Source organism: Streptomyces sp. NPDC015032, assembly GCF_043080425.1.
GTDB lineage: Bacteria > Actinomycetota > Actinomycetes > Streptomycetales > Streptomycetaceae > Streptomyces.
On the sequence record NZ_JBIBVN010000016.1, the window covers coordinates 50603 to 63793 of the forward strand.

At 69.5% G+C, this 13191-nt stretch carries 9 protein-coding genes and 2 pseudogenes; 7 read left to right on the forward strand and 4 right to left on the reverse strand.

Annotated features, from left to right (window positions below):
- Nucleotides 1-36: 36 nt before the first annotated feature.
- Nucleotides 37-1056 (forward strand): annotated as a pseudogene (locus tag ACF08M_RS22660) (glycoside hydrolase domain-containing protein); the annotation flags it as partial.
- A 129-nt stretch (nucleotides 1057-1185) separates the two neighbouring features.
- Here the strand turns inward: ACF08M_RS22660 and ACF08M_RS22665 are convergent.
- Both ACF08M_RS22665 and acnA read right to left on the reverse strand, forming a co-directional pair.
- Nucleotides 1186-1830, reverse strand: coding sequence for a histidine phosphatase family protein (locus tag ACF08M_RS22665; protein ID WP_392187151.1), 645 nt, complete (start codon nucleotides 1828-1830; stop codon nucleotides 1186-1188).
- A gap of 363 nt (nucleotides 1831-2193) precedes the next feature.
- Nucleotides 2194-4908 carry an aconitate hydratase AcnA gene (gene acnA / locus ACF08M_RS22670; protein WP_392187069.1) on the reverse strand — a complete coding sequence of 905 codons (2715 nt, stop codon included), beginning with the start codon at nucleotides 4906-4908 and terminating at the stop codon, nucleotides 2194-2196.
- Nucleotides 4909-5383: 475 nt separating this feature from the next.
- On the opposite strand from acnA, the pseudogene ACF08M_RS22675 reads away from it, so the two are divergent.
- Nucleotides 5384-5572 (forward strand): annotated as a pseudogene (locus tag ACF08M_RS22675) (hypothetical protein); the annotation flags it as partial.
- A 179-nt stretch (nucleotides 5573-5751) separates the two neighbouring features.
- Here the strand turns inward: ACF08M_RS22675 and ACF08M_RS22680 are convergent.
- Nucleotides 5752-6612 (reverse strand): phosphotransferase, encoded by an 861-nt coding sequence (locus ACF08M_RS22680; protein WP_392187152.1) that lies wholly within the window; start codon nucleotides 6610-6612, stop codon nucleotides 5752-5754.
- A gap of 24 nt (nucleotides 6613-6636) precedes the next feature.
- Here ACF08M_RS22680 and ACF08M_RS22685 point away from each other — a divergent pair, with 24 nt between their 5' ends.
- The 5 genes from ACF08M_RS22685 to ACF08M_RS22705 all read left to right on the forward strand — a co-directional run bounded on the left by ACF08M_RS22685 (nucleotide 6637) and on the right by ACF08M_RS22705 (nucleotide 11798).
- A complete protein-coding gene (locus ACF08M_RS22685; protein ID WP_392187070.1) occupies nucleotides 6637-6924 on the forward strand; it encodes a hypothetical protein in 288 nt (95 codons plus the stop codon).
- An 87-nt stretch (nucleotides 6925-7011) separates the two neighbouring features.
- Nucleotides 7012-7635, forward strand: coding sequence for an RraA family protein (locus ACF08M_RS22690; protein ID WP_392187071.1), 624 nt, complete (start codon nucleotides 7012-7014; stop codon nucleotides 7633-7635).
- A gap of 245 nt (nucleotides 7636-7880) precedes the next feature.
- Nucleotides 7881-9410, forward strand: a complete 1530-nt coding sequence (locus ACF08M_RS22695) for a helix-turn-helix domain-containing protein (RefSeq protein WP_392187072.1) — start codon at nucleotides 7881-7883, stop codon at nucleotides 9408-9410.
- Nucleotides 9411-9714: 304 nt separating this feature from the next.
- Complete coding sequence (locus ACF08M_RS22700) at nucleotides 9715-10215, forward strand: PH domain-containing protein (RefSeq protein WP_392187073.1); 501 nt, start codon at nucleotides 9715-9717, stop codon at nucleotides 10213-10215.
- Entirely contained in the window at nucleotides 10212-11798 is a 1587-nt protein-coding gene (locus tag ACF08M_RS22705) for a PH domain-containing protein (RefSeq protein WP_392187074.1), read from the forward strand. Before ACF08M_RS22700 ends, ACF08M_RS22705 begins: the two co-directional genes overlap by 4 nt.
- 9 nt (nucleotides 11799-11807) lie before the next feature.
- On the opposite strand, the gene ACF08M_RS22710 is transcribed toward ACF08M_RS22705, so the two are convergent.
- Entirely contained in the window at nucleotides 11808-13157 is a 1350-nt protein-coding gene (locus ACF08M_RS22710) for an activator-dependent family glycosyltransferase (RefSeq protein WP_392187075.1), read from the reverse strand.
- Nucleotides 13158-13191 lie beyond the last annotated feature (34 nt).

Below are 13191 nucleotides of genomic sequence, written 5' to 3' on the forward strand. Positions count from 1 at the left end.
TCCCTAGTTTCACGGGGTGATGGTAGCGCCCGTGGGGGCTACGCTTTCACAGCCCCGCAGGACAGCCGGGGGCTGGCGAATCTGTACGGCGGGCGCGCCGGCCTGGCGAAGAAGCTCGACACCTATTTCGCCACGCCCGAGACGGCCGGACCCGAGTTCGTCGGCTCGTACGGCGGCGTGATCCACGAGATGACGGAGGCGCGCGACGTACGGATGGGGCAGTACGGCCACAGCAACCAGGTCGCGCACCATGTCGCCTACATGTACGACGCGGCCTCACAGCCCTGGAAGGCGCAGGAGAAGGTCCGGGAGGTCCTGAGCCGCCTCTATACGGGCAGCGAGATCGGCCAGGGTTACCACGGCGACGAGGACAACGGCGAGCAGTCGGCCTGGTATCTCTTCTCCTCGCTCGGTTTCTACCCGCTCGTCATGGGCAGTGGCGAGTACGCCATCGGCTCCCCGCTCTTCACGAAGACCACGGTCCACCTGGAGAACGGCCACGACCTGGTCGTCAGGGCTCCGAAGAACAGCGCGAAGAACATCTATGTCCAGGGCCTGCGGGTCAACGGCAAGAAGTGGACCTCGACTTCACTGCCGCACGGCCTGCTGGCCAAGGGCGGTGTGCTGGACTTCGACATGGGTCCGAAGCCGTCGTCGTGGGGCACCGGCAAGGACGCGGCGCCGGTCTCGATCACGACGGACGACAAGGTGGCATCGCCGAAGGCGGACGCGCTGAAGGGCGAGGGCGCCCTGTTCGACAACACATCGGCCACCTCGGCCGAGGTCTCCTCGGTGGACCTGCCGGTCGCCTCGGCCACGGACGCGGTCCAGTACACGCTGACGTCGAGCGCGGCGGACAGGGCCCCGACGGGCTGGGTCCTCCAGGGCTCGGCGGACGGCACGACGTGGAAGGACCTCGACAAGCGGTCGGGCCAGTCGTTCGCGTGGGACAGGCAGACGAGGGTGTTCTCGGTGAGCGCGCCGGGCTCGTACGCCCATTATCGCCTGGTGTTCACCGGTGAAGGGACACTCGCGGAGCTGGAGTTGCTCTCCTGATCCGGAGTTCTCCGCGGCACGGCCGACGGCCGGCACCCCGAGGCGGGGTGCCGGCCGTCGGTCCGCTCATGGCGCAGTCGCGCGACGGCGGGGCGGCGCGGCAGGGCGGCGGCACGGCGGGGCTCCCGTTCAGTCCCGCTCCGGGGATTCCGGAGCGGCCGGGGGGATCAGGCTCTCGGGCAATGTCACATTCCACGCCGTGATCACCGGATTGCCGTGCTCGGTGCCGAGCCGCGAGACCGCTCCTGTGGCGAGCTGGAAGAGCGTGCCCTCGGCCGGGGTCAGGCCGAGATAGCGGGCGGTGAGTACGCGCAGGAAGTGGGAGTGGGCGACGAGCGCGGTATCCCCGTCCGTGTCGCGGCTCGCCGCCTCCGCGACTTCGGCCAGCACCCGGTCGGCTCGGGCACCGACCTCGGCGGGTGTCTCGCCGGGGTGCGCCTCGGGGCCGGGGGCGACTCCGTCGGTCCACAGACTCCACTCGGGGCGGGTGAGGCGGATCTCGTCGGTGGTCACCCCTTCGTAGCCGCCGTAGTCCCATTCACGCAGCTCGGGTGTGATGCGGGGCGCGGTGAGCCCGGCGAGCTCCGCGGTGCGCCGGGCGCGTACCAGCGGGCTGACCAGAGTGAGTGTGATCTGGCGATCGGCGAGCAGAGGTGCCAGGGCGCGGGCCTGTCGTTCGCCCGAGGGGGTCAGCGGCAGATCGGTGTAGCTCGTGTGCTGCCCGGACCGCGACCACTCAGTCTCGCCGTGCCGGATCAGGATCAGCTCGCCCATGGGTGTCATCCGCTCTCTGTAGCTGTTCGTGGCCGGTCGTGCCGCGCGCTGCATGGTTTCATGTCCTCCGGTCCACGACGCGGTGACCAGTACCTCCTTGCAGGTACAGCGTCCCGGTGTCCCGTCACATTCCGTCGGATGCCCCGGCGGAAGGAACCGGGCCATCGAAGTACCGAGCCGTCGAGGTACCGGGCCGTCAAGGTACCGGGCCGTCGAGGAACGGCATCCGGCCCTCCCGGGCGGCGGCCGCGGGCCGGGCAGCATTCGTGCAGACCGTCGAACGGCAGGGACGACCGCGGGCGCCGCGCAACGCGAAGGGTCGCACCCGGGAGACCCCGGGGTGCGACCCTTCGGCTCTGCTGCCTACTTGCGGATCAGGTTGCGGAGCACGTACTGCATGATGCCGCCGTTGCGGTAGTAGTCCGCCTCACCGGGGGTGTCGATGCGGACGACCGCGTCGAACTCCACACCGGTGTCGGTGGTGACCTTGACCGTGCGCGGCGTGGTGCCGTTGTTCAGCTCGGTCACACCGGTGAAGGAGAAGGTCTCCTCGCCGGTCAGGCCGAGGGCCTCGGCGCTCGCGCCCTCCGGGAACTGGAGCGGGAGGACGCCCATGCCGATGAGGTTCGAGCGGTGGATGCGCTCGTAGGACTCGGCGATGACGGCCTTGACGCCGAGGAGCGCGGTGCCCTTGGCGGCCCAGTCGCGGGACGAGCCGGAGCCGTACTCCTTGCCCGCCAGGATGACGAGCGGGGTGCCGGCGGCCTGGTAGTTCTGCGAGGCGTCGTAGATGAACGACACCGGCGCGCCGTCCTGGGTGAAGTCGCGGGTGAAGCCACCCTCGGTGCCCGGGGCGATCTGGTTGCGCAGGCGGATGTTCGCGAAGGTGCCGCGAATCATGACCTCGTGGTTGCCGCGGCGCGAGCCGTAGGAGTTGAAGTCACGGCGCTCGACGCCGTGCTCCGTCAGGTACTTGCCGGCCGGGGTGTCGGCCTTGATCGCACCGGCCGGGGAGATGTGGTCGGTGGTGACCGAGTCGCCCAGCTTGGCGAGCACCCGGGCGCCGGTGATGTCCTCGACCGGGGTCGTCTCCATCGTCATGCCCTCGAAGTACGGGGGCTTGCGCACGTAGGTGGACTGCGGGTCCCACTCGAAGGTGTTACCGGTCGGGATCGCCAGCGCCTGCCACTGGGCGTCGCCCGCGAAGACGTCCTGGTAGGACTTGTTGAACATGTCCTCGCCGATGGCGTTGGCGACGACGTCGTTCACCTCGGCCTCGGACGGCCAGATGTCCGCGAGGTGGACCGGCTTGCCGTCCTGGTCGATGCCCAGGGCGTCCTTGGTGATGTCCACCTTCATCGAACCGGCGATGGCGTACGCGACGACCAGCGGCGGGGACGCCAGGTAGTTCATCTTGACGTCGGGGTTGATCCGGCCCTCGAAGTTACGGTTGCCGGAGAGCACCGAGGTCACGGCCAGGTCGTGCTCGTTGACCGCCTTGGAGACCTCCTCCGGCAGCGGGCCGGAGTTGCCGATGCAGGTGGTGCAGCCGTAGCCGACGAGGTTGAAGCCGACCTTGTCGAGGTACGGGGTCAGGCCCGCCTTGTCGAAGTAGTCGGTGACCACCTTTGAACCCGGTGCCAGGGTCGTCTTCACCCACGGCTTGCGGGTCAGGCCCTTCTCGACCGCCTTCTTCGCCACGAGCGCCGCGGCGACCATGACGTACGGGTTCGAGGTGTTGGTGCAGGAGGTGATCGCGGCGACGGTGACGGCGCCGTGGTCGATCTCGTACGACGTGCCGTCGGGGGCCGTGACCGTGGTCGGGCGCGACGGGACTCCGTTGGCGGAGGCCGGGGCGTCGGAGGCCGGGAAGGACTCCTTGCCCGCCTCCTCGTCCTCGGCCACGTAGTTGCGCACGTCCTGGGCGAACTGCTGCTTGGCGTTCGCGAGGACGATGCGGTCCTGCGGGCGCTTCGGGCCGGCGATCGACGGGACGACCGTCGACAGGTCCAGCTCCAGCTTCTCGGAGAAGTCCGGCTCGGCGGCCGGGTCCAGCCAGAGGCCCTGCTCCTTGGCGTACGCCTCGACGAGCGCGACCTGCTGCTCGTCACGGCCGGTCAGACGCAGGTACTTCAGCGTCTCGTCGTCGATCGGGAAGATCGCGGCGGTGGAGCCGAACTCCGGCGACATGTTGCCGATGGTGGCCCGGTTCGCGAGGGAGGTGGCGGCGACGCCCTCACCGTAGAACTCGACGAACTTGCCGACGACGCCGTGCTTGCGGAGCATCTCGGTGATGGTCAGCACGAGGTCGGTGGCGGTGGTGCCGGCCGGGAGCTCGCCGGTCAGCTTGAAGCCGACGACGCGCGGGATGAGCATGGAGACCGGCTGGCCGAGCATCGCGGCCTCGGCCTCGATGCCACCGACGCCCCAGCCCAGCACACCGAGGCCGTTGACCATGGTGGTGTGCGAGTCGGTGCCGACGAGGGTGTCGGGGTACGCCTGGCCGCCCCGGACCATGACCGTACGGGCCAGGTGCTCGATGTTGACCTGGTGGACGATGCCGGTGCCCGGGGGGACGACCTTGAACTCGTCGAAGGCGGTCTGGCCCCAGCGCAGGAACTGGTAGCGCTCCTTGTTGCGGCCGTACTCCAGCTCGACGTTCTGCGCGAACGCGTCGTTGGTGCCGAACTTGTCGGCGATGACGGAGTGGTCGATGACCAGCTCGGCCGGGGCGAGGGGGTTGATCTTGGCCGGGTCGCCGCCCAGTTCCTTGACGGCCTCGCGCATGGTGGCGAGGTCCACGACACACGGCACACCGGTGAAGTCCTGCATGATCACGCGGGCCGGCGTGAACTGAATCTCCTGGCTGGGCTGCGCCTGGGAGTCCCAGCCGCCGAGCGCCCGGATGTGGTCGGCGGTGATGTTCGCGCCGTCCTCGGTGCGGAGCAGATTCTCCAGCAGCACCTTCAGGCTGTAAGGGAGGCGCGCGGAGCCCTCGACCTTGTCCAGCTTGAAGATCTCGTACGACTCGTCGCCCACGCGCAGCGTGCTGCGGGCGTCGAAGCTGTTCGCCGACACGACAGTCTCCTTCATCAATGTGCGCGTACTCCGCGCCGCGCCTCATTACGGCGGGCGCCGCGTGGTGCCGCCTGCGGCCCCTCGACCATCCGCCGAGGTAAGGCTTAGTTAGGTAGTCCTTACCCGATGACGGACCGCGGTGCGCCTTCGGCATATATCTCGATGTCGAGATAACTCTAGTACATCACCGCAGCGCGGTCATGCGCGGGCCGCGGTGATCTCTCGCAGCGAAGGTTGAGCATGGTCACCGCAGGTTGGTGACCGCCAGGTTTTCTCACCGAAGGTTGAGTGATCGTTTAGGGCTGGCTGTCAGGGGAGACGGCGAGGGTAAGCGGCGGCATGCGCCGGACTACTTCGTGCGGCTGGCCGACGTTCGGGCACGGGTGGTCGATGTCCGTACCGAGGACCAGGTCGACGAGCGGCGGCGGAGACGTTCGCGGCGACCGAGCGGGCCTGTTCGGCGGTCGGCTGGGAGTTTATGCACATCGGTGTTCCGGACCCGGTGTTCATGGCGAATCTGCGATGGCCGGCTCGCTATCGGCATGCGCGGTGCGGCCGTGAGGCCGATGTCGCCGAGCGTCTGCTGGAGGTCTTCCGGCAGCCTCGCAGGCTGCGGGCGGGAGCCGAGCGCGCCGGGGACGTCCTGCGGGTCCTGCCGGCACTGTTCCACCTGCTCTGGGCGGGGGGCCTTCGCGCCGATCTTGGTGGGGCCCTGCTGGGCAGTGGCACTCTCCGCCTCCACGCATGGTTCAGCGCGGCAGCGAGGCCGGCATGCATGGGGTTGCAACGGCGACAGTCTCGTCGCTTGGTTCCTTGCCGCTTTCACGTGACCTTCGGCGATTTCTACAGACCATCCAGTCGCCTGGTCACTGTGTCGAGTGTCGGCCAAGGAGGCCCCTCGCGCAGCAAGCGCAGGAATTCCTCTCCGAATCGCCTCCCATTCGGAAACTGGTCGCCAAGCTCCCAACGCCACGCGGCGACCATCGCGATAACGAGCTGCCGACACTCGTCCAGCAGCCCTTGGTCAACGCTTGGGTAGTACTCGCAGACCGCCTCGGGAACATGGGCGAGATCGAACTCGACGGGTCCACGGCAGCACGTCTCGAGGTCGATGAACAACGGGCCGTTCTTCGTGCTGAGCACATTGCCTGGATGCGGCTCGCCGTGGAGCAGCTGCTCCGTGGCGCCGCGGTCGTCGATCGCTCGTCGCAGGCTTGCCAGCCTGCCGCCGAGGAACACGCGGTCCGCGTCGGTGAGCTCCGGCGAGCGATCCGGGTCGGCGACAACTTCTTCCGCCTCCGTGATCCGGTCCGTGAACCTCGGGCTCGGCACATCGACCGTGCGCATGCCGACGTGCAGCTGCTCCAGCGCCTTGGCGTAGTCGACTGGTGAGGTGTGAGGTGTCACGGGCTCGTAGTAGGTCCACAGCGTCACTGCGAAGCCATCGCGCGTGTACACACGCGGGTCCGCCCGGGGCTCCAAGGGACACACCGGGCATCCGGCCTCGGTGAGCCGCTGAGCGAGATCGACTTCGAACTGTGCAACCTCTTGTCCCACAAGGGCGACCCGGGCAAAGACGTCGCATGGCGTCAGCCGCAGTGCCAGCTTGTTCGAGTTATGGAGAACGATTACATCGTTGACTGGCAGGTCGAGCGATGCGGCGGCCCAAGTCGCAGCCGCGATCGCACGCGTGACGTCGGTCATATCCACCCTCGAATCTTGGCACAGATGAGCGAGGGCGATGCCAACGAGCGTGGCCAGGTGCCAACTGCCGCGGTGATCCCGCCCTCCCAGACCCGGCTCCTGGAGGCGGCCCGGGGCGCCGACAACCTCGCGTCGGCCGCCAACGTCTCCGCGTTCAACATCGGCAACGCGGGCGGCCCGCTGCTGGCCGGGGCCGCCCTCTCGGCGGGCGCGGCCTACACGTCGTCGCTGTGGATCGCGGCGGCCCTGGGCGCGATCGGCCCGGCCCTCGCGATGGCGGCAACCGTTCGGCCCCGCCCGGCTGTTCGGTAGTCTCGCCGCCGCACTCCGCCCGTCGCCCGACGGGCAGGGAACGCGCGGCTCCCGGCAAAAAAAGGGGTGCCCGGACGAAGGAGGAACATGAACGACGCCACCGGGTTCGGGGACATCTCCCCGACCACCCTCGCCGACCTCCTGGGACGCGAGCAGGTCATGGACATCGGCATCCGCCCGCTGTGGCCCTCGGTCCCGCGGGTCGCCGGACCGGCATTCACCGTGCGGTGCCCGCCGGGCGACAACCTCATGCTGCACGCCGCCATCCATCGCGCACAACCCGGCTCGGTCGTCGTCGTCGAGGCGGGGGACGTGGACTACGCACTGGCCGGCGGCAACGTCTGCGCCGTCGCCCGGCGCCGGGGCATCGCGGCGTTCGTGACCGACGGGGTGATCCGCGATCTCGCCGAGGTGCGCGAGATGGGCTTTCCCGTCTTCGCCAGGGGGGTTGTCCCCGTTCCCGGAACCAAGAAGGCCGTCGGTCCGCTCAACACCCCGGTGCGGTGCGGTGGTGTGAGCGTCCACGCCGGCGACATCGTGGTGGCCGACGAGGAAGGCATCGTGGTCACTCCCCGCGCCCGCCGGGAGCAGGTGCTCCTGGGCGCCCGGAAGAAGCTGGCCGCGGAGGCCGGCGAATCCCTCGATGCGTGGGAGGAGGCGCACCGCGCCCGTATCGACAGGATCCTGGCCGAAGGCGGCTTCGAGGGCTGATCCGGCGGACTGATCCGGCACCGGGCTCCCCGCCGGATCGTCGCCGTTCCGCGTCCACCCCGGACGGACGCACACCGCGCGCCTTCGCGCCGATCCGGGAGGACGATGGAACGCACGGTGCTCCGATGGCCCGCACCCTTCACGCGGTGTCCGGCCGCGCAACTGCCGTGCCTCCGCACATGGCCGTCACCCGAATGCCACACCCCGCCACAGGTCTCATCTCATATCTGAGATAACCTTTCGTCATGTCAGACGATTACCTCGTACGCATCGGCAAGCTCATCCGTGACGCCCGTCAACATCGGGGCTGGACACAGAGCCAGCTCGCCGAGGCGCTCGCCACCAGTCAGAGCGCCGTCAACCGCATCGAGCGCGGCAACCAGAACATCAGTCTTGAGATGATCGCGCGCATCGGTGAAGCACTCGACAGCGAGATCGTGTCGCTCGGCTACGCCGGGCCCATGCACCTGCGAGTGGTCGGTGGGCGCCGGCTCTCGGGCTCCATCGATGTCAAGACGAGCAAGAACGCGTGCGTGGCGCTGCTCTGCGCCTCACTGCTCAACAGGGGCCGTACGGTGCTGCGCCGCGTGGCCCGCATCGAGGAGGTCTACCGCCTCCTGGAGGTGCTGAACTCCATCGGTGTGCGTACCCGGTGGATCAACGAGGGAATCGATCTGGAAATCGTCCCGCCCGCCCGGCTCGACATGGCCGCCATCGACGCGGACGCCGCCCGCCGGACCCGCTCCATCATCATGTTCCTCGGTCCGCTGCTGCACCGGATGGACTCGTTCAAGCTTCCGTACGCGGGCGGCTGCGACCTCGGTACGCGGACCATCGAGCCGCACATGATCGCGCTGCGCCGGTTCGGGCTGGAGATCGCCGCGACCGAGGGGCTCTACCACGCCCAGATAGACCACTCGGTCACGCCCGAACGTCCCATCGTGCTGACCGAGCGCGGGGACACCGTGACCGAGAACGCTCTGCTGGCCGCCGCCCGGCACGACGGCACCACCGTCATCCGCAACGCATCCTCCAACTACATGGTCCAGGACCTGTGCTTCTTCCTGGAGGCACTGGGCATACGCGTGGACGGCATCGGCACGACCACACTGACCGTGCACGGCGTTCCGCACATAGATGTGGACGTCGACTACTCCCCCTCCGAGGACCCGGTCGAGGCGATGAGTCTGCTCGCCGCCGCCGTGGTGACGGAGTCCCAGCTGACGATCCGCCGGGTGCCCATCGAGTTCCTGGAGATCGAGCTCGCGGTACTGGAAGAAATGGGCGTCGACTGCGACCGTACGACGGAGTACGCCGCCGACAACGGCCGTACCAGGCTGGTCGACCTCACGGTCCGCCCCTCCAAACTGGAGGCGCCGATCGACAAGATCCACCCCATGCCGTTCCCCGGGCTCAACATCGACAATGTGCCCTTCTTCGCGGCCATCGCCGCCTCGGCCCAGGGCCAGACCCTCATCCACGACTGGGTCTATGACAACCGGGCCATCTACCTCACCGACCTGAACCGCCTCGGCGGCAGGCTGCAACTCCTGGACCCGCACCGGGTACTCGTCGAGGGCCCGACCCGCTGGCGCGCCGCCGAAATGATGTGCCCGCCCGCGCTGCGTCCCGCAGTGGTGGTACTGCTCGCCATGATGGCGGCGGAAGGCACGTCCGTGCTGCGCAACGTGTACGTCATCAACCGCGGTTACGAGGAACTGGCGGAGCGGCTCAACTCGGTGGGCGCGCAGATCGAGATCTTCCGGGACATCTGACCGACAAAGGTCGCCGCCGCCCCCTTCTTGACCAGCCGAAACGCTGGTTCGGAAGGGGGCGGCGGCACTGGCAATTGCCGGCACGGCCCGCCCGGGAAGGAACTCCGCGTACGGGGAGGTAGGCCCGAGGGCTGCCATGAGGACGCCCGCGCGGCCGGGAATGACGAGATCCGTCGGTGCCGGGCCATCGAGCCACGGCACGTTCGGGGCGTCTGTGCTGAACAGGTCCGGGAAGTTCGGGCGTACGTGACCGCTCCCGGAGACCGCGCGCGGCTAGGATTCCCCGTGATCCGAGGAGGAGAGATTGGCGCAGACCATGACGGCCCAACTCCGCCCGCCCGCTTGTCGAGTTGAGCCCAGGTCCCTTGTTCTGTGGCGTGTCCGTCTGAGTATCGGCGGCGGTGCCGCGGTCATCGGTTCGGGGGGGCTCGTCTCCCTGCCGGCCGTCCGTTCGGTGTGGCCGTGGGTGGGCCTGTGCGCGCTGCTGGCACTTGCCGTCGCGGCGGTCCTGCTGCTGCCGCGCTGGTGGTTCCGCCTGCACCGCTGGGAGGTGACCGACACGGCGGTGTATGTACGGAACGGGTACCTCCGTCAGGAGTGGGGCATCACCGCGATGTCGCACATCCAGACTGTCGACATCCTGCGAGGCCCGCTTCAGCAGCGACTCGGCCTGGCCACACTGGTGGTGACCACGGCCTCACCCAAGGGGGAGCTGAGACTTCACGGGCTCGACGCCACGACAGCCACCGAACTGGCCGAGCGGCTGCTCGCCCTCGCCCAGACCACCCCGGGGGACGCGACATGACCGATATGACCGGCACGAGCGGTGCGAGCGGCGGCTCCGGCTCCGCGGCGGAAGAGAGCTGGCGACGGCTGGACCCGCGGACCGTCTGGCTCACCGCCGTCCTGACCGGCGGGGCGGTCTGCGGGACCGCGATCCCCACCACCGTCGTACTCGGCCGGGACATCGGTTTCGGCGCCGCCCTGTCATGGGTGCTGCCCGTCGCCGCGCTCCTGATCCTGCTCAGTCCGCTGGCGGGTCTGCTGCACCGGCGGTCCGTGCGGTACCGGATCACCGATGAGTTCGTCGAGGTCCGATCCGATCTCGTACTGAGTTCGGGGCGGAAGCTGCGCCGGGAGCGGCTGCGTACCGTGGATGTGACCGCCAGTCCCCTGCACCGGCTGTTCGGGCTCGCGGAGTTGACGGCCGGCACCGGACAGGGCGGCGACGGCAACAAGGAACGCGTCAAGCTGGCGCCGTTGAACCGCCATGAGGCGGAACGGCTGAGGCGGTCGCTGCTGAACCAGCCCGAACCGGAGACCGCTGTGGCGGGCCCCCACCTCCTCGCGGGCATCGACTGGAGCTGGCTGCGCTACGCACCGGTGTCGTTCGCGGCGCCCGCCATCGGGGCCGTGGTGGTCGGTCTGGGCTTGAGGATCGTCGGCCGGTTCGACCTGGAGAAATCAGCGTTTGAGTATGTCGTCGAGGTGTTCGGCAACGGCAGGATCTGGGCGGCGGTCCTGGTCCTGGTGGCTGCCGGACTCGCCGTCGGCATGCTCGGATCGCTGGTCTGGTTCGTCGAGCAGTGGTGGGACTACCGGCTGGAACGGGAGCCGGGCGGGACCACCCTGCTCTGTCGGCGCGGTCTGTTCACCACCCGGTCGGTCTCCATCGAACAGCGGCGCCTGCGCGGAGTCGACGTGGCCGAACCGCTGGGCAGCCGGCTGTTCGGCGCGGCCCGGGTGGACGCCGTGGGCACCGGGATACGGACGTCGGACGACGACAAGAAGACGGCCGGCTACGGCACGCTGCTGCCCGCCGCCCCGCGCGGGACGGCCGACCAGGTGGCCGCCTCGGTGCTGCGGGAGGAGTCGGGCCCCCTGGCCGTCCCGCTACGGGCGCACCCCACGGCCGCGCGGCGCAAACGCGTGGTGTGGGCGGTGACGGCGCTGGCGGCGCTGTGTCTGATGCTGACGCTGGTGGGTGCGGTCCTCCCCGGGTCGCTGCCCCCCGCGGCGTGGATCGCCGGGTGGACCGTCGCGGTGATGCTGTCGCCGGCAGCCGTACTGCTCGGGCTGGACGCGTACCGGAGCCTCGGTCACGCGCTCAGCGGGGCGTACGTGGTCATACGCTCGGGCACTCTCACCCGGCACACCGTGGCATTGCAGCGGTCCGGGGTCATCGGGTGGAAGATCAGGCAGTCGGTCTTCCAGCGCAGGGCGGGCCTGATCTCCGTCACCGCGCTCACCCCGGCGGGGTCCGGCGCGTACACGGTGCGGGACACGGCGGAGGCCGACGGGATCGGCTTCGCGGGGACCGCGGTGCCCGGACTGCTGGATCAGTTTCTCGCCCCGTCGGTCTCCCGGCCGGACCGGTCGGATTCCTGACCGGACCGTTCAGGTCCTCGACCCCACCGGGTGGCCGCCCGGCTCCCGGCGTACCGGCTCCCGGCCCGCGTCCCGCCGCAGCCGGGCGACGAGTTCCCCGATCCGGCCGGTCACCTCGTGCGGCGTCGGCAGCGCCCGTACCTCCTCGCGCAGCTCCGCCGCGCGCCCGGCGAACGCCGGCTCCCGCAGCAGCCGCTCCAGCTGGGCCCGTACGCTCCGGCCGTCGGCATCCGCCGGCTGCAGGAGGATCCCGGCGCCCTGCTCCGCCATCCGCGTCGCCGCGTACTCCCCGTCCCCCTGGTCCGGCACGATCAGCTGGGGCAGGCCGAGGAGGCTGCTGGTGGCCACGGTGCCGGCGCCGCCGTGGTGGATCACCGCCGTACAGGTGGAGAGCAGTGCGTGCAGCGGGGCGAAAGTGACCAGCCGTACGTTGTCCGGCACCGGTCCGAGCTTCTTCTGTTCCTGCTCGGCGATGGTGGCCACGACCTCGATGTCGAGGTCCCCCAGGGCCCGGAGAATCTCGCCGACGGGCAGCACATAGCCGCCGAAGCGGTCCGTCGCGCTGAGCCCCAGGGTGAGTGCCACCCTCGTCCGTGCGGGCGGCTCGCGCAGCCAGTCCGGGAGCACCGCGGCGCCGCCGTAGGGCACGTACCGGATGGGCAGATAGTCGAGATCGCCTCGGCAGCGCAGTGCGGGCGGCAGCTGGTCGAGGGTGGCCTGGCCGGTGATCAGGTCTTCCCCGAAGGCGACCCCGTGGCGGGCGGCCTGCTCGCCGATCCAGTCGGCCAGTGCGTCCGTCCGCTCGGCCGGGGGCTGTTCGTCCCGTACCCGGCGGAAGTGCCCACGCAGCGCCCCGTAGTGGTCCGGCCCCCACATGAACCGCACATGGGGCGCGTCGGCGGCCCGCGCGGCGATCGGGGCCGCGTAGCTGGTCGGTTCCCAGATCACCAGGTCGGGCCGCCAGTGCCGGGCGAAGGCGACCAGCTCGTCGAGCATCGAGGAGTTGATCAGCCGCGCCATGGCGGCGGCGTCCCGGTCGGCCGCGCGGAGATATTCCCAGGTGATCAGGTGCTGTTGCCGGGGCAGGTCGAACGGCGGGGTCCTGCCGAGCCGGGTCTCCTGGTAGAGCTGCGGATTGAACGCGGCGAAGCGCTCGTTGAGGATGCGCTGGGCCATGGCCCAGAGCGCGTGGTCCGTGCCCACCGGTACGGCCGGAAGTCCGGCCGTGGTGATCACGTCGACCAGTTCGGGCTGGCTGGCGACGCGTACGTCGTGACCGGCGGCCCGCAGCGTCCAGGCCAGCGGCACCATGCTGAGGAAGTGCGTCTTCTCCGAGTAGGTGGCGAAAAGGATGCGCACACCGGTTCCTTCCATTTCGTGGCGGCTGGCGTCC